25 protein-coding genes are annotated in these 19,896 nt (G+C 70.3%); 15 read left to right on the top strand and 10 right to left on the bottom strand.

Annotated features, from left to right (window positions below):
• Positions 1-166: 166 nt before the first annotated feature.
• The gene (locus tag A7B20_RS15115; protein WP_102109418.1) at positions 167-1,276 is read right to left on the bottom strand and encodes a class II histone deacetylase; all 1,110 of its coding nucleotides are present in this window, start codon (positions 1,274-1,276) and stop codon (positions 167-169) included.
• Between the two features lie 60 nt (positions 1,277-1,336).
• Positions 1,337-1,930 (bottom strand): GNAT family N-acetyltransferase, encoded by a 594-nt coding sequence (locus tag A7B20_RS15110; protein WP_102109417.1) that lies wholly within the window; start codon positions 1,928-1,930, stop codon positions 1,337-1,339.
• A 105-nt stretch (positions 1,931-2,035) separates the two neighbouring features.
• Here A7B20_RS15110 and A7B20_RS15105 point away from each other — a divergent pair, with 105 nt between their 5' ends.
• On the top strand, positions 2,036-2,287 hold the full coding sequence (locus A7B20_RS15105) for a DUF167 domain-containing protein (RefSeq protein ID WP_102109416.1): 252 nt from the start codon (positions 2,036-2,038) through the stop codon (positions 2,285-2,287).
• Between the two features lies 1 nt (position 2,288).
• On the opposite strand, the gene A7B20_RS15100 is transcribed toward A7B20_RS15105, so the two are convergent.
• Positions 2,289-2,522, bottom strand: a complete 234-nt coding sequence (locus A7B20_RS15100) for a hypothetical protein (RefSeq protein WP_102109415.1) — start codon at positions 2,520-2,522, stop codon at positions 2,289-2,291.
• Positions 2,523-2,568: 46 nt separating this feature from the next.
• Entirely contained in the window at positions 2,569-2,943 is a 375-nt protein-coding gene (locus A7B20_RS15095) for a thiol-disulfide oxidoreductase DCC family protein (protein ID WP_102109414.1), read from the bottom strand.
• 111 nt (positions 2,944-3,054) lie between these two features.
• Between A7B20_RS15095 and A7B20_RS15090 the strand changes: the two genes are divergently transcribed.
• Both A7B20_RS15090 and A7B20_RS15085 read left to right on the top strand, forming a co-directional pair.
• Entirely contained in the window at positions 3,055-3,753 is a 699-nt protein-coding gene (locus tag A7B20_RS15090) for a M48 family metallopeptidase (protein ID WP_102109413.1), read from the top strand.
• Positions 3,754-4,035: 282 nt separating this feature from the next.
• Positions 4,036-4,674, top strand: a complete 639-nt coding sequence (locus A7B20_RS15085; protein WP_102109412.1) for a Hint domain-containing protein — start codon at positions 4,036-4,038, stop codon at positions 4,672-4,674.
• A gap of 39 nt (positions 4,675-4,713) precedes the next feature.
• On the opposite strand, the gene rimO is transcribed toward A7B20_RS15085, so the two are convergent.
• The gene (gene rimO / locus A7B20_RS15080) at positions 4,714-6,084 is read right to left on the bottom strand and encodes a 30S ribosomal protein S12 methylthiotransferase RimO (RefSeq protein ID WP_102109411.1); all 1,371 of its coding nucleotides are present in this window, start codon (positions 6,082-6,084) and stop codon (positions 4,714-4,716) included.
• 113 nt (positions 6,085-6,197) lie between these two features.
• Between rimO and A7B20_RS15075 the strand changes: the two genes are divergently transcribed.
• Positions 6,198-6,857 (top strand): androgen-induced gene 1 family protein, encoded by a 660-nt coding sequence (locus tag A7B20_RS15075; RefSeq protein ID WP_157937699.1) that lies wholly within the window; start codon positions 6,198-6,200, stop codon positions 6,855-6,857.
• A gap of 10 nt (positions 6,858-6,867) precedes the next feature.
• Positions 6,868-7,485: a class I SAM-dependent methyltransferase gene (locus A7B20_RS15070; RefSeq protein WP_102109409.1), complete on the top strand. Its 618-nt coding sequence runs from the start codon at positions 6,868-6,870 to the stop codon at positions 7,483-7,485.
• Here A7B20_RS15070 and A7B20_RS15065 read toward each other — a convergent pair.
• On the bottom strand, positions 7,437-8,312 hold the full coding sequence (locus A7B20_RS15065; protein WP_102109408.1) for an SDR family oxidoreductase: 876 nt from the start codon (positions 8,310-8,312) through the stop codon (positions 7,437-7,439). The two genes, A7B20_RS15070 and A7B20_RS15065, sit on opposite strands and share 49 nt — an antisense overlap.
• A 182-nt stretch (positions 8,313-8,494) precedes the next feature.
• Between A7B20_RS15065 and mtgA the strand changes: the two genes are divergently transcribed.
• The 7 genes from mtgA to A7B20_RS15030 all read left to right on the top strand — a co-directional run bounded on the left by mtgA (position 8,495) and on the right by A7B20_RS15030 (position 15,763).
• The gene (gene mtgA, locus A7B20_RS15060; protein ID WP_281260107.1) at positions 8,495-9,184 is read left to right on the top strand and encodes a monofunctional biosynthetic peptidoglycan transglycosylase; all 690 of its coding nucleotides are present in this window, start codon (positions 8,495-8,497) and stop codon (positions 9,182-9,184) included.
• Between the two features lie 55 nt (positions 9,185-9,239).
• Positions 9,240-9,905 carry an FtsZ-binding protein FzlA gene (gene fzlA, locus A7B20_RS15055; RefSeq protein ID WP_102109407.1) on the top strand — a complete coding sequence of 222 codons (666 nt, stop codon included), beginning with the start codon at positions 9,240-9,242 and terminating at the stop codon, positions 9,903-9,905.
• Positions 9,906-9,982: 77 nt separating this feature from the next.
• Positions 9,983-11,065 (top strand): tRNA epoxyqueuosine(34) reductase QueG, encoded by a 1,083-nt coding sequence (gene queG / locus A7B20_RS15050; RefSeq protein ID WP_102109406.1) that lies wholly within the window; start codon positions 9,983-9,985, stop codon positions 11,063-11,065.
• Positions 11,066-11,082: 17 nt separating this feature from the next.
• A complete protein-coding gene (locus tag A7B20_RS15045; RefSeq protein WP_102109405.1) occupies positions 11,083-12,090 on the top strand; it encodes a phosphatase domain-containing protein in 1,008 nt (335 codons plus the stop codon).
• A 33-nt stretch (positions 12,091-12,123) separates the two neighbouring features.
• Positions 12,124-13,047, top strand: coding sequence for a DMT family transporter (locus A7B20_RS15040; RefSeq protein ID WP_102109404.1), 924 nt, complete (start codon positions 12,124-12,126; stop codon positions 13,045-13,047).
• Between the two features lie 121 nt (positions 13,048-13,168).
• On the top strand, positions 13,169-14,530 hold the full coding sequence (locus A7B20_RS15035) for a DUF1800 domain-containing protein (RefSeq protein ID WP_157937698.1): 1,362 nt from the start codon (positions 13,169-13,171) through the stop codon (positions 14,528-14,530).
• Positions 14,531-14,554: 24 nt separating this feature from the next.
• Complete coding sequence (locus tag A7B20_RS15030) at positions 14,555-15,763, top strand: DUF1501 domain-containing protein (protein WP_102109402.1); 1,209 nt, start codon at positions 14,555-14,557, stop codon at positions 15,761-15,763.
• 41 nt (positions 15,764-15,804) lie between these two features.
• On the opposite strand, the gene A7B20_RS15025 is transcribed toward A7B20_RS15030, so the two are convergent.
• Positions 15,805-15,993, bottom strand: coding sequence for a hypothetical protein (locus A7B20_RS15025; protein ID WP_102109401.1), 189 nt, complete (start codon positions 15,991-15,993; stop codon positions 15,805-15,807).
• A 124-nt stretch (positions 15,994-16,117) separates the two neighbouring features.
• Here A7B20_RS15025 and A7B20_RS15020 point away from each other — a divergent pair, with 124 nt between their 5' ends.
• Positions 16,118-16,840 (top strand): GNAT family N-acetyltransferase, encoded by a 723-nt coding sequence (locus A7B20_RS15020; RefSeq protein ID WP_102109400.1) that lies wholly within the window; start codon positions 16,118-16,120, stop codon positions 16,838-16,840.
• A gap of 88 nt (positions 16,841-16,928) precedes the next feature.
• Here the strand turns inward: A7B20_RS15020 and A7B20_RS15015 are convergent, their stop codons facing one another.
• Complete coding sequence (locus A7B20_RS15015) at positions 16,929-17,642, bottom strand: response regulator (RefSeq protein ID WP_102109436.1); 714 nt, start codon at positions 17,640-17,642, stop codon at positions 16,929-16,931.
• A gap of 163 nt (positions 17,643-17,805) precedes the next feature.
• Between A7B20_RS15015 and mce the strand changes: the two genes are divergently transcribed.
• Both mce and A7B20_RS15005 read left to right on the top strand, forming a co-directional pair.
• A complete protein-coding gene (gene mce, locus A7B20_RS15010; protein ID WP_102109399.1) occupies positions 17,806-18,210 on the top strand; it encodes a methylmalonyl-CoA epimerase in 405 nt (134 codons plus the stop codon).
• Positions 18,211-18,278: 68 nt separating this feature from the next.
• Positions 18,279-18,578, top strand: coding sequence for a DUF1467 family protein (locus tag A7B20_RS15005; protein WP_102109398.1), 300 nt, complete (start codon positions 18,279-18,281; stop codon positions 18,576-18,578).
• Here A7B20_RS15005 and A7B20_RS15000 read toward each other — a convergent pair.
• A complete protein-coding gene (locus A7B20_RS15000; protein ID WP_102109397.1) occupies positions 18,505-19,233 on the bottom strand; it encodes an EI24 domain-containing protein in 729 nt (242 codons plus the stop codon). The two genes, A7B20_RS15005 and A7B20_RS15000, sit on opposite strands and share 74 nt — an antisense overlap.
• Positions 19,230-19,817 carry a nitroreductase family protein gene (locus A7B20_RS14995; protein ID WP_102109396.1) on the bottom strand — a complete coding sequence of 196 codons (588 nt, stop codon included), beginning with the start codon at positions 19,815-19,817 and terminating at the stop codon, positions 19,230-19,232. The genes A7B20_RS15000 and A7B20_RS14995 overlap by 4 nt, the downstream gene beginning before the upstream one ends.
• Positions 19,818-19,896: the final 79 nt, after the last annotated feature.

Raw genomic sequence — 19,896 nt, 5'->3', positions numbered from 1 at the left:
GCGGCGGGTCGGCGATGTCCTTCGGCCGCCGCCTCTCGATCTTCATGTCGCGCGTGTCGAAATCCGCGTCCGCGGTCTGCCCGGGCAGCTTGTCGCGCGGCACTGAGGCGGGCGAGGATGCCGGTGCGATGCGGCGGCTCCGCGGGGCCGAACGCGAAATCAACCCTCAGCGATAGCCGAGCGTCTCGGCCATCTCGCCGATGATGCCCGACAGGAAGGCATCGAAGCGGGCGTCGGGCTGGCGGGCCATGAAGTTCTCGGCCACCGGGTCGGGCGCGGCGGTGCTGCTGCGGGCCAGCTGCTGGATCGTCGCGTGGCCGCAGAACGGGACGTAGAACTCGGAATATCCGCCCTCGTGGACCAGCACCAGCTTGCCGCCGCACAGGTTGTCGGCCAGCGCCATGGTCCGCTCGGTCAGGGCGCGGAAGGTTTCCGCCGTCGCCATCATCCGCGCCAGCGGATCCATCAGCCCGGCGTCGAAGCCGCAGGCGACCACGATGGCGTCGGGTTCGAATGCGGTGAGCGCCGGAGCGACGAGGCGGTCGAAGGCCTCGAGATACCCCTTGTGGCCGGTGCCCGCGGGCAGGGGGACGTTCAGGTTGAACCCTTCGCCCGCGCCGGTGCCGCGGTCGCCGAAGAAGCCGGTGTCCTGCGGATAGTTCCTCTCCTGGTGCATGGAGATAGTCAGCACGTCGGCGCGGTCGTAGAAGATCGCCTCGGTCCCGTTGCCGTGGTGCACGTCCCAGTCGAGCACGGCGATGCGGCTTGCCGTCTTCGCGGCATAGGCGCGCTCGACCGCGATGGCGATGTTGGCGAGCAGGCAGAAGCCGTTGGGCTTGTCGGGCAGGCAGTGGTGGCCGGGCGGACGCGACAGGGCATAGGCGTTGTCGAGTTCACCGGCCAGCACCTTGTCGAGCGCGGTGCAGGCGAGGCCCGCCGAGAGCGTCGCCATCTCGAAGCCGCCGGGGCCGAAGGGGGTGCGGATGCCGATCTCCCCCCCGCCCGCGTCGGAGAGACGCTTGAACTCGGTCAGGAAGGCTTCGGGGTGGACACGGCGCAGATCCTCCATCGTCGCGGGCGGCGCGGATTGCGCGGCGAGCTCGGAGAGAAGGCCGGTGACGTCCAGCATGTTCTTCAGCCGCCGCTTCGTCTCGGGCGATTCGGGAAGGCCCCCGGCCGCCATGGGCTGCACCAGTCCGCCGACGGGGAGGTACTGCGCATAGTTGCCGCCGCCGTGCCAGAAGCAACGTTCGTCCCAGAAGAAGCCTGTGGTCATGGTGCGCCCTCGTCCCTTGATGTCCGTTGCCCCCCTGTGTCGCCGCTTCGCCCCCCGCCGTCAACGCGCGGCGCGGGCCCGGGCGGGGGCGAGGGTCCGTGCCACCAGCCACTTGTGCTTGCCGAGAGGGCGGATCCGGGCGAACCCCCGCGCCTCGAACATCCCGAGGGCGCCGTTGAAGAGGAAGGCGCCCGAGACCTTGCGCCCGTCCGTGTCCTCGGGGAACGCCTCGACCTGGCCGCCACCCGCTTCGGCGATGGCGTCGAGCGCACCGTCGAGCGCGGCGGAGGCCACCCCGCGGCCGCGGTGGGTCCTGCCGACGAAGAAGCAGGTGATGCGCCAGTCGGCCGGTACGGGATCGCCGGCGAGATAGGCGCGGCGGTTCTTGATCCGCGGAAGCTCGGCCGGGGGGCCGTACTGGCACCATCCGACACAGGCCGCGTCCTCGAACACCAGGGCGGCATGGGCCCGGCCTTCGCTCACCAGGGCCTTCTTCTCGTCCCGGTTCATGCCTGCCGAAACGCCCCAGCCGGGGCCCTTCGCATGGAAGCCCATGCACCAGCAGCCGCCCCAGACTCCGTTGTGCGCCTCGGCGAGGGCGGCGAAGGCGGGCCATGTATCGGGCGAGAGCAATCTGATGGCGAAGGCGGACATGGGATCCCCGGCCTGAGTCGGCGCGATGATAGGCCGGGAAACCGCGCGCGGGAAACTTTCCTGCGCCGCCTTCTCCGGCGCGGTCGCATGCGATAGCCTCCGGCGATGGACCTCCCCGACCTGACCCGCCTCGCCGTCCCCGGCGCGGAGATCGCGGTGCGCGTGACCCCGAAGGCGTCGCGCGAGCGGATTGTCGCCGGAGAGCCGTTGCGCGTCTACGTCACCGTCGTGCCGGAGGACGGGAAGGCGAACGCCGCGGTGGTGAAGCTGCTGGCGAAGGCGCTGGGGCTGCCGAAGACGCGGCTGGTGCTGGTGCGCGGCGACACGGCGCGCGACAAGGTGTTCCGGGTCGCGTGACTCAGTCCCGCTGGAGGCGGTAGACGCCTTCGGGCAGGTCCAGCGCCGCGGCGAGGTCGCGGACCATGGCGATGGACAGCGTCACCTTCTGCACCTCGCCGCTGCGCGCGTCGAGCTGTTCGACCGTCACGCAATCCTCGAAGGCGTTGATCGTCACGTCCTCCTGCCGGTAGGGCGCGGGATCGTCGACGAGGGTGACGACGGTGGCGTCGAAGTCGTGCTCGATGGTGAACATGAGTCCGAGCTTAGGCCCGCACCGGGCGGGTGCAAGGGCAATCGGCTCAGCCGCGGGCGCGGCGGACGCGGCGCCGGTGCAGGGCGTAGAGGACGGGCGCGAGGACGCGTTCGTAGAGCGCATCGGCCACCGCGTGCACCCTGGGGCGGCGCACGAGGCGGGCGAGCCAGCGCAGGCGCGGCAGCTCGTCCCAGACCGCGGCGAAGGCGTCGAGCCCGGCCAGCAGCTCGCCATCCTTCACGACGTGCAGGCGGCGGGCGGCGGTATCGGGGGTGAGGCCCCAGTCGGGCAGGGCGTCGCTGTCGAGGCCGCGGAAGGACAGCGGCAGGTCCTGCGCCTCGGCCGTGCGGCGGTAGGCGTCGATCTCGCGGCGGCAGACCGGGCAGGTGTGGTTGTAGATGACGGTGACGGGTTTGGTCATGTCGATGACATATGCGCGAGGCGGCTGCGGGACAGGAAAAATCGCTCCGCTGCGTCTGGCCGTCGCGGCAGGGGCGCGTATTGTCGGGGCAGCCAGGAACGGAGGCGGGCGATGCGGTTGATTGCGGTTCTGGGTCTGCTGGTGCTGGGCGCCTGCAGCGTGCAGTCTCCTCTCGTGGTCCGGTCGCCGGGGACGCCGCCGATCGACAGCGCGGCGCGCGGCCAGAGCGCGGCGCGCACCTTCGTCTCGGTGATCGAAACGGTCGAGCCGGTGGCCGAGCGCGAGTGCCGCGCCCGCACCGTGGGGGTGAACTGCGACTTCGTGATCGTCGTTGACGATCGAGTGGGCCTGCAGCCGAACGCCTTCCAGACGCTGGACCCGGAGGGGCGGCCCATCGTCGGCTTCACCCTGTCGCTGATCGCGGCGGCGCGGAACGCGGACGAGCTGGCCTTCATCCTGGGGCACGAGGCCTCGCACCATATCGAGGGCCACATCGAGCGCGGGCGGCAGTCGGCCTACGAGGGGGCGGTGCTGCTGGGCACCCTGGCGTCGGCCAGCGGCGCGAGTGCCGCGCGGGTGCGCGAGGCGCAGCAATACGGCGCGGCGCTGGGCGCGCGGCGCTATTCCAAGGATTTCGAGCTGGAGGCCGATGCGCTCGGCACGGTGATCGCGCTGCGGGCCGGCTATGACCCGGTGCGCGGGGCCGAATACTTCATGCGCACGCCGGATCCGGGCAACCGTTTCCTCGGCACCCATCCACCCAACGCGCAGCGGATCGCCACCGTCCGGCGGGTCGCTGCCGGGTTGTAGGTATACGTCCGATTCGCGGGACGCGTGCATCGGCGCCTCTTTTTCAGGCAACTTGTCTTCTGCGCCGTCTGCGCCGCGGGGTTAATCTTTGCCATCTCCCGGCCACTGTTTCGCCCCGAAGCGGCCGCGGGTGTTTTCTCGGACCTCAACTCCAAGCCTTTTGCATTTCCTGCATTCTCCTTTAGGTTGTTGAAAGAAGGCGCAGCCCGGGCCGCGCCAGAGAAACGTCCATCTCCGTCGCATCCCCGCGATGCATGGCGGCGCAGAGAAAGGATCCTTGTCATGACCATGGAGTTCAACATCCGGACCGGCCATCACGAGCCCCTCGTTCGGGATGCTTCCATCGCGCTCGACCACAGCGAGCGGTCCGATACCTCGGGCCAGACGCATTTCGAGATCGACCTGGCCGGGGGCACGCGGATCCTTTGTGCCGAGGGGCGCCTTTCGGTCGAAGACCTGCATGCCGGCTCGATGGTCTGGACCCTCGACCACGGGTTGCAGCCCCTGAAGGTGCTGCACCGCAACCGCGTCCGCTTCACTCCCGCCAACGGGCACATGCGCCCGATCCGCATCTCGGCCGGGGCGCTGGGACGTGGCTGCCCGACGAGCGACCTCGTGATGGCCCCGGAGAACCGGGTGCTGGTCACCGGCTGGCGGGCCGAGCTGTTCTTCGGCCGGGCCGAATACCTGGCTCCGGCCCATGCGCTGCTGTCGATGCCGGGGATCGAGCGCGTGACGGATTGCGACCACGTCGACTATTTCGGTCTGGTCTTCGCGCAGCGCGCGATCCTCGAAGTGGGCGGGATCATGGCCGACGGCCAGTTCCTGGGCGCGTCGAGCCGCGGAGCGCTGGGACGCAAGCAGCGCGACTCTATCTCGGCGCTGCAATTGTTCAGCCCCGACGACGAAGACGGCAGGTGATCCTCGCGGGCCCTTCGGGGCCCGCATTTCTTCGGAGGATCAGGCGGGACGTCCCCAGAGGTCGTACTCGTCCGCCTCTTCCACGGAGACCTTGAGGATGTCGCCCGGCTTCAGCCCCTCGAACCCCTCGTCGATGAAGAGCGTGCCGTCGATCTCGGGCGCGTCGCCCTTGGTGCGGCAGGTGGCCGCCTCGTCGTCCACCTCGTCCACGATCACGTCGAGCGTCGTGCCGACCCTGGCCTCGAGCTTCGCGGCCGAGATGGCCTGCGCCTTCTCCATGAACCGCTCCCACCGCTCCTGCTTCACCTCCGCCGGGACGTGATCCGGCAGCGCGTTCGACCGCGCACCCTTGACGTCCTCGTACTGGAAGCATCCGACCCGGTCGAGCTGCGCCTCGTCGAGCCAGTCGAGGAGCGTCTGGAACTCGGCCTCCGTCTCGCCCGGGTAGCCGACGATGAAGGTCGAGCGGAGCGTGATGTCGGGGCAGGTCGCGCGCCAGGCGGCGATCTCGTCCAGCGTCCGTGCCGCCGCGGCGGGGCGCGCCATGCGCTTCAGCGTGTCGGGATGGGCGTGCTGGAACGGGATGTCGAGGTAGGGCAGCACCAGCCCCTCGGCCATCAGCGGGATCAGCTCGCGGACGTGGGGATAGGGATAGACGTAGTGCAGACGGACCCAGGCGCCGAGGCTTCCGAGATCGCGGGCGAGGTCGGTGATGTGGGCGCGGTGGCCGTTCGCCTCGGCGTGTTTCAGGTCGACGCCGTAGGCGCTGGTGTCCTGCGAGATGACCAGCAGCTCCTTCACGCCCGCCGCCACCAGCCGTTCCGCTTCGCGCACCACCGCGTGGGCGGGACGCGAGGCGAGGCGGCCGCGCATGTCGGGGATGATGCAGAAGCGGCACTTGTGATTGCAGCCTTCCGAGATCTTCAGGTAGCTGTAGTGCCTTGGCGTCAGCGACACGCCCGAGGCCGGCAGCAGGTCGATGAACGGATCGGGGTCCGGCGGCACGGCGGCGTGCACGGCGTCGAGCACCTGTTCGTACTGGTGCGGGCCGGTGACGGCGAGAACCTTGGGGTGGGCGCCGGTGATGTACTCGGGTTCGGCCCCGAGGCAGCCGGTGACGATGACCCGGCCGTTCTCGGCCAGCGCCTCGCCGATGGCGTCGAGCGACTCGGCCTTGGCGGTGTCGAGGAAGCCGCAGGTGTTCACGATCACCGCGTCCGCGCCGCTGTAGTCGGGTGAGATGCCGTAGCCCTCGGCGCGGAGCCGCGTGAGGATGCGTTCCGAGTCGACCAGCGCCTTGGGGCAGCCGAGGGAGACCATGCCGATGGTCGGCTGGCCGGGACGGGGCGCGTCGCCGGGCCTGGCCTTCGGGGCCAGGTCGGGGCGCAGATCGGGCGGATTCTGGGACATGCTGCGCGCTATAGCCGATGGCGCGCAGGGTGCAACTGCAAAGCCTGCGGGACGTGACGGCGTGGACGGATTCCGCTAGGATCCGGGGCCGGTGACGGCAGTCGGAGGCGGTGTTGGAGCAGGCGGGACGGTTTCTTGCGTATCGCCGGGCGGTTCTGCTGCTGGCGCTCGGCTACTGGCTCTACCAGTTCCGCCACCTCGGGGAGGCCGGATTCGGCTGGCAGTTCCGCTATCTCACCATCTGGGCCCTGACCGCCTCCCTGCTCTCGGCCTTCGCGGTGCTGCGCCATGCGCGCGGGCGGGGGACACGTCCCGACACGCTGGCCTCGGTCGCGGCGGTGCTGAACGCGCTTGTGGTGCTGCTCTACTGGCGGCTCTACCTGATCGACCCGGCGCTGGTGAACGGGGCGAACGGGATCGTCTGGTGGCAGGAATACTACCTGCACCTCGCCGGGCCGGTGCTGCAGTGGATCGACGCGCTTCTCCTGATGGGCGCCTTCCGGGCGCCGCTGCGGGTACTGGGCGTTCTTGCGGTGCTGGTCCTTGCCTATGTCGGCTGGATCGAGCTTGCCGTCGCGCCGCTGAACGCCACGCCCGTGGGCGACGCGACCTCGGGGCTGCCCTATCCGTTCCTGAACGACCTCGATCTCGCGGACCGTCTGCGCTTCTACCTCTCGACCTCTGCCATGGCGGTGCTGTTCACCGGGCTCGGCTGGGGGATCTGCCTGGCCCGGCGCATGGTTCTGCGGCGGCGATTGGCGGCGGCGGAATAGGGGGCGCGGGATGCTGTCGGCCGTGGATGTCCGCCCCGCCTTCGACCCGCTGCCGCCCGAGCACCGCGCCCTGGCCGAGGCGGCCGAGGCCCGCGCCGTCGCCCTTGGCGCACCGGGGGCCGAGGGGCGGGTGCCGGGGCTTGTCGGTACCTCGGGGCGCGTCGGCTGGGCGGCGGTGCGGATGGCGCGCGGGCTGGTCGGGCGCGACGGGGCGGGGTTCTGCGAATGGGGCTCGGGCCTTGGACTTGTCACCCTGCTGGCCGAGCGGGCGGGGTTCGACGCATGGGGGATCGAGCTGGAGCCGGTGCTGGTGGCCGAGGCGCGCAGGCTGGCCGCGGCCCACGGCGGGCGGGCCCGCTTTGCCGTCGGGAGCTACAAGCCCGAGGGGTTCCTGGCGGGCGAGACACGGGCGGCAGACCTTGGGCCGGTGGAGGGCCTGCCGCTGTTCGGGGCCGACGTCACCTTCGTCTTCGGCTGGCCTGCCGAGGTCCGGGCGGTGTCGAAGATGTTCGCCGACCATGCACCCGAGGGGGCGCTGCTGCTGCTCTACCGTGGCGGCGCCGACCTGACCGCCTGGCGTCAGGACCGGTCGCCCGCCGCCAGCAGCGCCGCGAGGCCGCTGCGGTAATCGGGGTATTTCAACGTCACGCCGAGGTCGCGCTTGATGCGCGTGTTGTCGACCTTCTTGCTCTCGGCATAGAAGCTGCGCGCCATCGGCGACATCTCGGCGGTCTCGAAATCCACTTCCTCGGGCAGCGGCAGGCCCAGCAGTTCGGCGGCATGGGCGATCACGTCCTGCGGCGGCGCCGGGTCGTCGTCGCAGACATTGTAGATCGCGCCCGGATCGGGACGGGCGATCGAGGCGGCGAGCACCCGGGCGATGTCCTCGACATGGATCCGCGAGAACACCTGGCCCTCCTTCACGATCCGCCGCGCCGTGCCGTTCAGGACCTTGGAGAAGGGGCCGCGGCCGGGGCCGTAGATGCCCGCAAGGCGGAAGATGTGGAGCGGCAGTCCGCTCTCTTCCGCCAGCGCCTGCCACTGGCCTTCCGCCCGCACACGGTGCTGTCCGCGCCGGGTGGAGGGGGTGAGCGGCGTCGTCTCGTCCACCCAGCCGCCCTGGTGGTCGCCGTAGACGCCGGTGGTGGAGAGGTAGCCGACCCATCCGAGATGCGGCGCGGCGGCGGCGATGGCGGCGCGCGCCCCGGCGTCGGCCAGCACGGGGTCGCCGTTCTCGTCCGGGCCGGCGGAGACGAGCAGGTGCGTCGCGGTGGCGAGGTCGGGGGCGATCGCGTTGCCCGGCCAGACCAGCGGGGTGACGCCGGTCGCCGCGATCTCCTCCGCCTTGTCGGCGCTGCGGGTGGTGCCGGTGATCCGCCATCCTTCCGGCAGGAGCAGGGCGGCGAGGGCGCGGGCCGAGTAGCCGTGGCCGAAGCTGAACAGATGCTTTTCCATGGCGCCGAGGTTTCGCAGATTTTCCGGCGGCGGCAAGCGGGTTGCCCCTTTGTGCGGTGCGGCGCGGCAGCGGGCCGACGCGCCGCGTCCGGGGCCTGGCGCCGCGTCGGCCCTTGACCCCCGGCCGCGCGCCGTGGCTATGCTGCGCCGTGGCACGGGCAAAGAAGACAACAGGCAAGGCGGTGGCAGCGCGCAGGTTCCGGCCCGGACGGTGGCTGGCGCTCTGGACCGTGCGCCTGGTGCTGTTCGCCGCCGCGGTGCTGTTCATTGCGGTGGGCTGCTTCGCCGTCTTCGATCCGCCCACCACCCCCTACATGCGGGCCGAGCGCCAGCGCCTCGGCGCCATCGACCATGAATGGGTGCCGATCGACGATGTCGCCCCGGCGATGGCGCGTTCGGCCGTGGCGGCGGAGGATGCAAACTTCTGCGAGCACTGGGGCTTCGACATGACGGCGATCCGCATGGCGCTGGAGGACGGCGCGGCGCGCGGCGCCTCGACCATCAGCCAGCAGGTGGCGAAGAACCTCTATCTCTGGCAGGGCCGCTCCTGGACCCGCAAGGCGCTGGAGGCCGTCATCACCCCGGCGATCGAGCTTGTCTGGAGCAAGCGGCGGATCCTCGAGGTCTATCTCAACATCGCCGAGTTCGACGAGGGCGTGTTCGGCGTCGATGCCGCCGCCCAGCATTACTTCGGCGTGACCCCGGCCAAGCTGAGCGATACCCAGGCCGCGCGGCTGGCGGCGATCCTGCCCGATCCGAAGGGACGCTCGGCCAGCCGGCCGAGCGATTTCGTCCGCAAGCGGGCCGCGCAGGTGCGCGACGGGGCGGCCACGATCCGCGCCGATGGCCGCGCCGCCTGTTTCGAGGGTTGATTCGCCGTGGTAAGGGGGGCATCAATCCCCGACCCCTTCCCCTGGTGAACTCCCCATGAACCGTCTGTTCCACGTCCCGCTGTCGCCCTTCTGTCGCAAGGTGCGGCTGAGCCTTGCCGAGAAGAAGATCGAGGTGGAGCTGGTCGAGGAGCGGTACTGGGAGAACGACCCCGACTTCCTGCGCCGCAACCCGGCCGGCAAGGTGCCGGTGCTGCGCATGGGCTCGCAGATCCTGAGCGAGAGCGTGGCGATCTGCGAATACATCGAGGAGCTGCATCCCGAACCGCCCCTGCTGCCCGCCGACCCCGAGGGCCGTTTCGAGGTGCGCCGCCTGATCGGCTGGTTCGACGACAAGTTCCACCGCGAGGTGACGTCGAAGCTGCTTTACGAGCGGGTGAACAAGAAGGTCATGGGGCTCGGCTATCCCGACAGCACGAACATCAAGCAGGGGGCGAAGGCGATCAAGTTCCACCTCGACTACATGGCGTGGCTGCTGGACCAGCGCCGCTGGCTGGCGGGCGACGCGATGACGCTGGCCGATTTCGCCGCCGCGGCGCACCTGTCCTGCCTCGACTACATCTCGGACGTGGACTGGAACCGGAGCGAGACGGTGAAGGACTGGTACGCCAAGATCAAGTCGCGCCCCGCCTTCCGGTCGATCCTGGCCGACCAGATCTCGGGTTTCCTGCCGCCGCCGCATTACGCCGACCTGGATTTCTGAGGCGGCGGACCGGGTTTCGGGGGCTTTGCCCCCGGCCCTTCGGGCCTCCCCCAGGATATTTGTGAAGCAAAGATGGGATGTCCGTGTCCTCTGATCTGAAAGCTGCGCTGGAGGCGGAGGCGATGGACGCCGGGTTCGCGGCCATGGGCGTGTGCAGGCCGGACGCGATCCCGGACGCGGCGGGGCGGCTGTCGGCCTTCGTGGCCGCGGGGCGGCACGGGCAGATGGGATGGATGGCCGAGCGGATGGGCTGGCGGGGGGATCCGACAGCCCTGTGGCCCGCGGCGCGGTCGGTCGTCATGCTGGCCGAGAGCTATGCGCCGGAGGTCGATCCGCTGGCGGTGCTGGAGCGGCCCGACCTCGGGGCGGTCAGCGTCTATGCGCGGGGAAAGGATTACCACGACATCGTCAAGAAGCGGCTGAAGCGGGTGGGGCGCTGGCTGCTGGAACGGTGCCCGGGCGAGGAGATCAAGGTCTTCGTCGACACCGCGCCGGTGATGGAGAAGCCTCTGGCCCAGGCGGCGGGGCTGGGCTGGCAGGGCAAGCACACGAACCTTCTGGGGCGCGAGATCGGCAACTGGGTGTTCCTCGGGGCGATCTTCACCACGGTGGAGCTGGAGCCGGACGCGCTGGAGGCCGAGCACTGCGGCAGCTGCACCCGCTGTCTCGACATCTGCCCGACGGCGGCCTTCCCGGCGCCGTTCCAGCTGGATGCGCGGCGCTGCATCTCCTACCTCACGATCGAGCACAGGGGGCCGGTGGACGAGGATCTGCGGCCGCTGCTCGGGAACCGGATCTACGGCTGCGACGACTGCCTGGCGGTCTGTCCCTGGAACAAGTTCGCCGCCGCGGCGCGGGATCTGCGCTATCGTGGCGGGGGCGATCTGGACGCGCCGCGGCTGGCGGATCTGGCGGCCCTGGACGATGCGGGCTTCCGGGCGCGGTTCTCGGGCAGCCCTATCAAGCGCATCGGACGGGATCGTTTTGTGCGAAATGTGTGCTATGCCATTGGCAACGCGGCGGATTCGGTGCAGGTGCAGGTGCTGGAGCCGCTTCTGGCCGATGCCGACCCCGTGGTGCGCGATGCGGCGGCCTGGGCGAGGCGACGGTTGACGGAGGAACGGCCCTCGCCGGGGGGGCGGCGGAAGGACGGTCGATAGGGGACGGGCGGCGCGCGGTGCTGGGACGTAGCATTCTCCACAAGCTCGGGACGGGCTTCGAGCGGGTCATGGACGCCGCGCTCCGGAATCGCGACGCGAGCCCGGTTCTGGACGGCTATCGCGGCTTCGCGACGCCCGACCGGCTGATCCTGCGCGGCCGGGTGCTGACCGCGTCGCGCCGCACCGCGCCGCTGCCGGACCAGGGGAAATACGCCAACCTGCGCCAGATGCTGTCCCTGTTCCTGACCGACGAGGTGGCGGGCGTCACCGTCCAGGCGCGTGGCCTGACCGCGGTGAGCGACGGCGAGGGCTATGTCTGGCTCGAGGTCCCGCGGGAGGGCGAGGGGCCGGGCTGGCACCAGGTCGAGACGGTCATCGTGGGCGGTCAGGATCCGCCGGTGCCGTTTCCGGTGATGGTGCCCTCGCGCGAGGCGCGGCTCGGCATCATCTCGGACATCGACGACACGATGATGAAGACCGGGGCCTATTCGCTGCCGAGGAACCTCTGGACCACCTTCACCGGCTCGGCCCTGACGCGGAAGGTGTTCCCGGACGCCGTGGTGCTGATGGATCACCTGCACGCCCACGGCCGGAACCCCGTCTTCTACGTCAGTTCCAGCCCCTGGAACCTGCACTATTTCCTGGACAAGGTCTTCGCCCGTGCCGGGCTGGTGGCGGGGCCGATGTTCCTGCGCGATTTCGGCGTCGGCACCGCCGCGAAGGGCGGCAACGCCCATGCCGAGCACAAGGGCGCGGCGATCGAGCGGATCCTCGCGGCAAATCCCGATCTGCCCTTCGTCCTGTTGGGCGACACCGGGCAGCACGATGCCGAGATCTATCACCGCGTCTGCGAGCGGGCAGGGGGCCAGGTCGCCGGCGTGATCCTGCGCGAGGCGGGCCGGAGCCTGGGCGAGGAGGAGCGCCAGAAGATGGCGGCGATGCGCAACATGGGGGTCTTCGTGCACGGCGGCGCCGACTTCACCGGCGTGGCCGAGGCTCTGGACCGCGCGGGGATTGCGGTCTAAGGGCTGGACCCGTTCCCTTCCGGAAGGCCCTTCATGTCCCCGTTCCGCGGTATCCTGTTCAAGCTCGGCTCGGTCACGCTGTTCGTGCTGATGTCGGCGCTGATCAAGGGGGCCTCGGCCGAGGTGCCGCCGGGGCAGGCGGTGTTCTTCCGCTCGGCCTTCGCGGTGCCGGTGATCCTCGGCTGGCTGATGTGGCGGGGGGAGCTTTCGACCGGGCTCGCCACCGTCAACCCCATGGGGCACGTCTGGCGGGGGGTGGTCGGGACCACCTCCATGGGCCTCGGCTTCGCCGGGCTCTATTTCCTGCCGCTGGCCGAGGTGCAGGCGATCCAGTACGCCGCGCCGCTGCTGGTCGTCGTCTTCGCCGCGATGTTCCTGGGCGAGGAGGTGCGGCTGTTCCGCCTGTCGGCCGTGGCGATGGGGATCGCCGGAGTGCTGATTGTGCTCTCGCCGCGGCTCACGGCGCTTTCGGGCGGATCGGTCGAGCCGGAAGAGGCGCTGGGCGCGATGCTGGTGCTGATGTCGGCCACCTGCGCGGCGCTGGCGCAGGTCTTCGTGCGCAAGCTGGTCAAGACCGAACAGACCTCGGCCATCGTCTTCTGGTTCTCGATCACCGCCTCGGTCATGGCGCTGTGCTCGTTGCCCTTCGGCTGGGCGGTGCCCAGCCCCAAGGTCGCGGCGATGCTGGTGGCGGCGGGGCTGCTTGGCGGCTTCGGGCAGATCCTGCTGACCACGAGCTATCGCCTGGCCGACGTGTCGGTGGTGGCGCCGTTCGAATACGCCTCGATCCTCCTGTCGGTCGGCATCGGCTATGCCGTCTTCGGCGAGACGCCGACGCTCGTCATGCTGGCCGGGGTCGCGGTGGTGATCGCCGCCGGGATCTTCATCATCTGGCGCGAGCGCGCGCTGGGGCTGGAGCGTGCCAAGGGCCGCAAGGTGATGACGCCGCAGGGCTGAGCGCCCGATCGCCGATCCGGGGCGGGATCGCGGGAATGTGCCTTGGGCGACCCCGGCGGATTTGCTATCGCTGCGGCAGGTTTGGTCCGGCATGGCGGGCCGGTTTCGGAAGGGCCCTGGCATGAAGACCGCGACCATCGCCGCCATCCGGTTCGGTTACGGGCTGGGCCCGGAGGGGCAGCCCGACTCGCCCGATGCCGTGCTGAAGTCGCTGAAACTGCCGGACAAGGTGGCCCAGGCCTATCCGATGCTGGACCTTGCCGCCGCGCAGAAGATGGTGACCGAGGTGCACGCGCTCGCTCGGAAGGTGAAGGGCGGGGGAAAGGCGGCGGCAGAGCGGCGCACCGCCAAGCAGAAGGAGATCAACCTCGAGACCTTGGGCGCCCTGCGCGTGAGCCTCGCGCGGATCGCCGAGACCTCCTCGCCGTTCCGCGAGCGCCTGACCACCTTCTGGTCCGACCATTTCACGGCGCCGGTCCGCGGCGTGAGCCTGACGCCCTTCGCCATCGCCAAGATCGATGGTGCCCTTCGGCCGAACCTCACCGGCCGCTTCGCCGACCTGCTGAGCGCCGCCGTGCTCCATCCGGCGATGCTGCTCTACCTCGACCAGACCTCCTCGGTCGGCCCCAATTCGCCGGCAGGCAAGAAGCGGAACCTCGGCCTGAACGAGAACCTGGCGCGCGAGGTGCTGGAACTGCACACCATGGGCGTCGGCGGGTCGTTCACACAGGACGACGTCCGCCAGTTCGCAGAGCTTCTGACCGGGCTGGACTTCCGCGCCGCCCGGGGCTTCGCGTTCCTCCCCCCCAAGGCCGAACCCGGGGCGGAGACGATCCTGGGCCAGAGCTATGGCGGCGAGCAGCCTGCGCGCCTCGACGACATCCTCGCGTTCCTCGACGATCTCTCGGTCCACCCCGACACCGCCGCCCATGTCTCGCGCAAGCTGGCGGTGCACTTCGTGTCCGACGATCCGCCGCAGGCGCTGGTCGACCAGATGAGCGCCACCTGGACGAAGACGGGCGGCGACCTGTTCGCCGTCTACGATGCGATGCTCCGCCATCCCGATGCCTGGACGCCGGTCTTCGCCAAGGCCAAGCAGCCGTTCGACTTCGTGGCTTCCGGCATCGTCGCCCTAGGGATCGGGGGCGACGAGATCATGGCGATGGACGACAAGAAGTTCCGCCGCGCGATGTTCCGCACGCTCAACGTGATGGGGCAGCGGTTCATGCTGCCCGGGGGGCCCAACGGCTGGCCGGAAGAGGCCGAGGCCTGGATCACCCCGCTCGGCGTGTCGCAACGGATCCTCTGGGGGCTCCAGGTCCCCTCGATGCTGCGCAAGGAACTGCCCGACCCCCGCAGCTTCGTGACGCGGGTGCTGGACGATGCCGCCTCGCCGCGCCTGGTCTGGGCCGTCGGCGCCAGCGAGACGGTGCCGCAGGGGGTGGGGCTGGTCTTTGCCTCGCCCGAATTCAACCGCCGCTGATCCGGCACAGGAAAGGACGCAGCGATGCCCAAGACCCTTACCCGGCGCGGCCTGCTGACCCGCGGCGCGGCGCTCATCGGCTGTTCGGCCGCCGCCTCTCCGCTGATGACCACCGTGACCTTCGCCGCCGCCCCCTGGGACGCGCGGCTGGTGACGATCATCCTGCGCGGCGCGATGGACGGGCTCGACGTCGTGCGCCCCGTGGGCGATCCGGATTATGCCGCGGCCCGCGCGGGGCTTCTGAAGGAGACGGCGCCGGGCCTGCCGCTGGACGGCTTCTTCGAGCTGAACCCGGCCCTGTCGCCGCTGATGCCGCTCTGGAAGGCCGGGCAACTCGGCTTCGTGCAGGCGGTTTCGACCCCCTACCGCGATAAGCGCAGCCATTTCGACGGCCAGGACATCCTGGAGGCGGGCACCGGGCTTGACGTGCCGGACCATACCCGGCGCGACGGCTGGCTGAACCGGATGCTGCAGACGCAACCGGGCGTGGAGAGCAGCACCGCCTATGCCATCGGCAGCGACGAGATGAAGGTGCTGGAGGGGCAGGCGCCGGTGATGAACTGGTCGCCCAATGCCGAGCTTTCGGTCTCGCCCCAGGCGCGGCTGCTGCTGAACGAGATCTACCACGACGACCCGCTGTTCCGGGACTCCGCGACCGAGGCGATCGAGCTTGCGGCCCTGCGCGAGCGCGACGGGGCGCAACTGGTCGGGGACGCGGCGTTGCCCGGGGGCAAGCTGATTCCCGAGGAGGAGCTGGCCGCCTTCACGGCCGGCCGGCTGCGCGAGGAATCCCGCATCGCCGCCTTCTCGATCAACGGCTGGGACACCCACCGCGACCAGCAGAAGGCGCTGCCCCGCACGCTGAACCGGCTGGCGCGGACCGTCCTGGCCCTGCGCAAGGGGCTTGGCCCGGTCTGGGAGCGCACCACCGTGCTGGCGATGACCGAGTTCGGCCGCACGGTGCGCGAGAACGGTTCGGGCGGGACGGATCACGGCACCGGCGGCGCGATGCTGCTGGCCGGGGGCGCGGTGCGCGGCGGCAAGGTCTATGGCAAGTGGCCGGGGCTGTCCGAGACCGCCCTCTACGAGCGGCGCGACCTGATGCCGACGGCCGACGTGCGGGCCTATGCCGCCTGGGCTTTGCACGGCAACTACGGTGTCAGCCGGTCGCAGCTGGAAACCGAGATCTTCCCGGGGCTCGACATGGGGGCGGATCCGGGCCTGCTGCTCTGAACTTTTCGCCCCGCAGGTCGGGGCGGCAGGGGCCGTAAGGATCAGGACGTGCGCAGCACCTTCGGCGCGCCGGTGTCCGGGGCGTCCTCGGCCAGTTGTGGGGGCGTGCCGAGCGCGAGGGTCCCGATCACGGCCACGATCAGCGACATCAGCCCGGCCCCGAGAATCAGCCGATCCAGAAGGTCGGTCTTCCGCTTCGGGCGCAGGGCAAGGGCGACGATCGCTTCCATCACGTTACTCCGATCATTCTCCGCAGGGGCAGCTCTGCGGGTCGAGAGCTAAGATGGTGACGAAATCGGACAAAAGTGAGATTGAAGCGGTGCAACTTGGGGGCATCGACGGAAGGACGACGGAATGAGGGATGACGACACGCGCCTTGGCCGCAGGGTTCCCGGTTGGGTGCCGCCGCCGATGCCGGGGCCGCCGCTGCTGGAAGGCCGGTTCGCGCGGCTTCGGCGGCTGGAGGCCGGTGCCCATGCCGCCGCGCTCTTCCGCGCCAACGGCGAGGATGCGGCGATGTGGGACTACATGCCCTACGGTCCCTTCGCGGACGTGGCGGAGTATGCCGACTGGATGCGCCGTGACGCGAGCGGGTCCGACCCCTTCTTCTACGCGATCGAGGACCGCGCGTCGGGTGCGCCCGGCGGTGTCGCCAGTTTCCTCAGGATTTCGCCCGCGGCGGGCAGCATCGAGGTCGGCCACATCGCCCTGTCCGCGGGCCTGCGCCGCACCCCCGCCGCCACCGAGGCGATGTTCCTGATGATGGCCTGGGCCTTCGGCGCGGGCTATCGCCGGTACGAGTGGAAGTGCAACGCGCTGAACCTCGCCTCCCGCCGTGCGGCGCAACGGCTGGGTTTCAGCTTCGAAGGCGTGTTCCGACAGGCCGCGGTGGTCAAGGGGCGGAACCGCGACACCGCCTGGTTCGCGGTGACCGATTCGGACTGGCCCGCCCTTGCCGCCGCCTTCGAGACCTGGTGCGGGCCGGAGAACTTCGACCCCGACGGCCGACAGCGCCGTGCCCTGGGCGAGCTGACCGCGCCGGTGCGGGTCGCCTCGGACCCGGCCCTTGGCGCCTGAGGATGGGTGCGGCGGTCCGCAGACGTGACCGCCCTTCGTGGAAGGCCCGGCGGCATCGTGGCAATACGCGGCTTCCCTGCCCACCGGCTCAGACCGCGATCTTCCGGGTGTCGAGACGTTCGCGGACCAGGGCGCCGATGCGCGATACTTGAGGCCCGGTCGGACGGCCTTCCCGCTGCAGATGCGTCAGCGCCTCGGCAGCCTCCGTCAGCGCATGGTCGCCGATGCTGCGGCCGAGTCCGCCGAGAAAGCCGCACAGGTACTCGATCCCGGCCGGGTCCAGGTCGCCACCCAGCAGGTTCGCAAGGTGGGACAGGTCGTCGAGCAGCGCGGCCTCGTCCGCGACGATGACTTCGTCCAGCACGGGCCGGGGACGGCGCGGCCGGTCGGGGTGCGGCAGCCGGTCGAGGATCGTGCCCAGAAAGGCCTCGATCCCCGGGATCGGCTTTTCGAGGAAGGCGTCCGCCCCCGCCCCGAGCGCGCGGTCCCGCAGGTGGGAATCGCCGGAGGTCGCCAGCAGCACCGGCACCCGCGGGCGCGCGGCGTCGAGGTCGCGGATCAGGTCCAGCCCCGATCCGTCCGGCAGGCCCAGATCGACCAGCACCACCGTCGGGCGATAGACCTTGAGGTGGCGCCCGGCCGCGGCGAGCGTGTCGGCCCGGCGGATCCGCGCCCCGAGCCGCAGGCACATCAGCCGCACGCCTTCGCTGGCGAATCGGCTGTCCTCGACGATCAGGACGGTCTGGCCCAGCAACGGACGCTCGGCCGTCGGCCGGCAGGGGAACAGGAATTCGTCGCGCATCTCCGGCATCTCGTCCTCCGTTCGCAGGCGCGTCTCGGCGCAGGACGACTGTCGGCCACGAAAGATAACACCGCGTTAAGACGCGCAGGCTGCGGCCATGCGCCCCTTGCGACCGCGGCCTGCCCTGCGCATAACGGCTGCGAGCCTAGCGAGGGAGCGCGCCATGATCGGACGGCTGAACCACATCGCCATCGCGGTGCCCGACCTGGCCGCCGCGTCGGCGCAGTACCGCGACACGCTGGGCGCCACGGTCGGCGCCCCCCAGGACGAGCCCGACCATGGCGTGACCGTCGTCTTCATCGACCTGCCGAACACCAAGATCGAACTGCTGCACCCGCTGGGCGAGGGCAGCCCCATCGCCGCCTTCCTCGAGCGCAACCCGTCGGGCGGCATCCATCACATGTGCTACGAGGTCGAGGACATCTTCGCGGCCCGCGACCGGCTGACCGCAAGCGGCGCGCGGGTGCTGGGTGACGGCGCCCCGAAGATCGGCGCCCACCGCAAGCCGGTGCTGTTCCTGCATCCGAAGGACTTCAACGGCTGCCTGATCGAGTTGGAGCAGAGCTGAGGCGCGGCCTCGTCCTTCCTGTCCGCAACAGTCACCGTCCGACCCGTCAGCCCGAAAGGAGACCTGCCATGGGCATCACCTCTGCCATCGTCCTGTTCGCCGTGATCTGGTTCATGGTGCTGTTCATCGCCCTGCCCATCGGCCTGCGCACCCAGGGCGACGAGGGCGAGATCGTGCCGGGCACCCACGCCGGCTCCCCGGCCGAGTTCAACCTGAAGCGCAAGGCGATGTGGGTCACCATCGTCTCGGCCGTGATCTGGTGCGTGATCGCCGGGATCATCTTCTCGGGTATGATCAGCGTGCGCGATCTGGACTGGTTCGGACGGATGGACCCGCCGGTGTCGCAAGGCGATGGAACAGATGGGTGAAGGTGGCCGCGCCCAGCACAGGCACCAGCAGGTTCAGGAGCGGCACCGTCAGCGGCAGCGCCATCAGCGTTCCCGCGCCCCAGATCGTCGCGGCATGACGGCGCCGCATCGCCTTCGCCTCGGGGCGTGAGAGGCGGCGGAGCGCGACGAGCTGGAAGTACTCGCGGCCCAGCAGATAACCGTTCATCACGATGAAGATCACCGGGCCGAAGGGCAGGAAGAAGGCGTAGATCACGAAGGCCACGATGTTGGCGAGGATCAGCACGCCCATGAACTTCACGCTGTCGCCAAGCCCCTCCAGGATCCCGACGCGCCGGCCGGGGGGCAGGGCGGGATAGTGCCGCGCCTCGACCGCGTCGGCCACGTCGTCGAGGAAGAGCGAGGTGAAGGCCGAGGCGACCGGCACCATCAGGAACACCGACATCACCAGCATGAGGATGACCGACGCGCCCGACAGCAGGTCGTCGACCCAGGTCACCTCGCCCAGCATCGGTATATCGAGCGTGTCGGGCACCATCCAGTTCACGAGGCCCAGGAAGGCGGCATAGACCGCGAACAGCAGCGCGACGGTCAGTGCGAGGCCCAGCAGCAGCACCCGCCGGAACGCCGGATCGCCGACCTGGCGCAGCGCCCGGATGGCCGAGCCGAGGATCACGCGGGCGATCCGGGCACGAACCAGGTGGTGATCGCGTCGATGTCGGGGCGCGGCCGCTCGGGCGGTTCGGAGGATTCCGAGCCGAGGTGGACGAAGCCTGCGATGCTCTCGCCCCCGGCGAGGCCAAGCCAGCCGGTGATCTCCTCGTCATAGGCCATCCAGCCCGACAGCCAGTTCGCCCCCCAGCCCGCGGCCAGCGCGGCGTTCAGCAGCGACAGGCAGACCGCGCCGGCCGAAAGGGTCTGTTCGATCGCCGGGATCTTCTCGGACGCCTTCGGCGCCGCGACCACCGCGACGACGAGGTTCGCCTTGCCGTAGGTGTCGAGGTCCTTGGCCAGCTTCTCGGGATCGGTGCCGAGCGCCTCGCCCCGTTCGCCGATCCGCTCGGCCAGCGCTTCGAGGGCGCGGCGATCCAGCACGATGAAGCGCCAGGGCTCGAGCTTGCCGTGATCGGGGGTGCGGGCGGCGGCGGTCAGCAGGGTGCAGAGCTCGTCCCGGTCCGGCACCGGCAGGCCCAGCGTCTTGGCCGGGCGCGAGCGGCGGGTCAGCAGGAAATCGAGCGCTGCGGGGTTCGGTGCGGGCATGGGGCTCTCCTCGGTTGCCCTCCATGTCGGCGGTGCGCCGGGCGAGGTCAAGGGCGGGAGGGCGCCACCGGATCCGCGC

Origin of the sequence: Oceaniglobus roseus (genome assembly GCF_002869745.1) — a bacterium.
In the GTDB taxonomy this organism is placed as follows: Bacteria; Pseudomonadota; Alphaproteobacteria; order Rhodobacterales; family Rhodobacteraceae; genus Oceaniglobus; species Oceaniglobus roseus.
The sequence above is the reverse complement of the archived record's forward strand: the minus strand, read 5'-3'. Positions and strand labels throughout refer to the sequence as shown.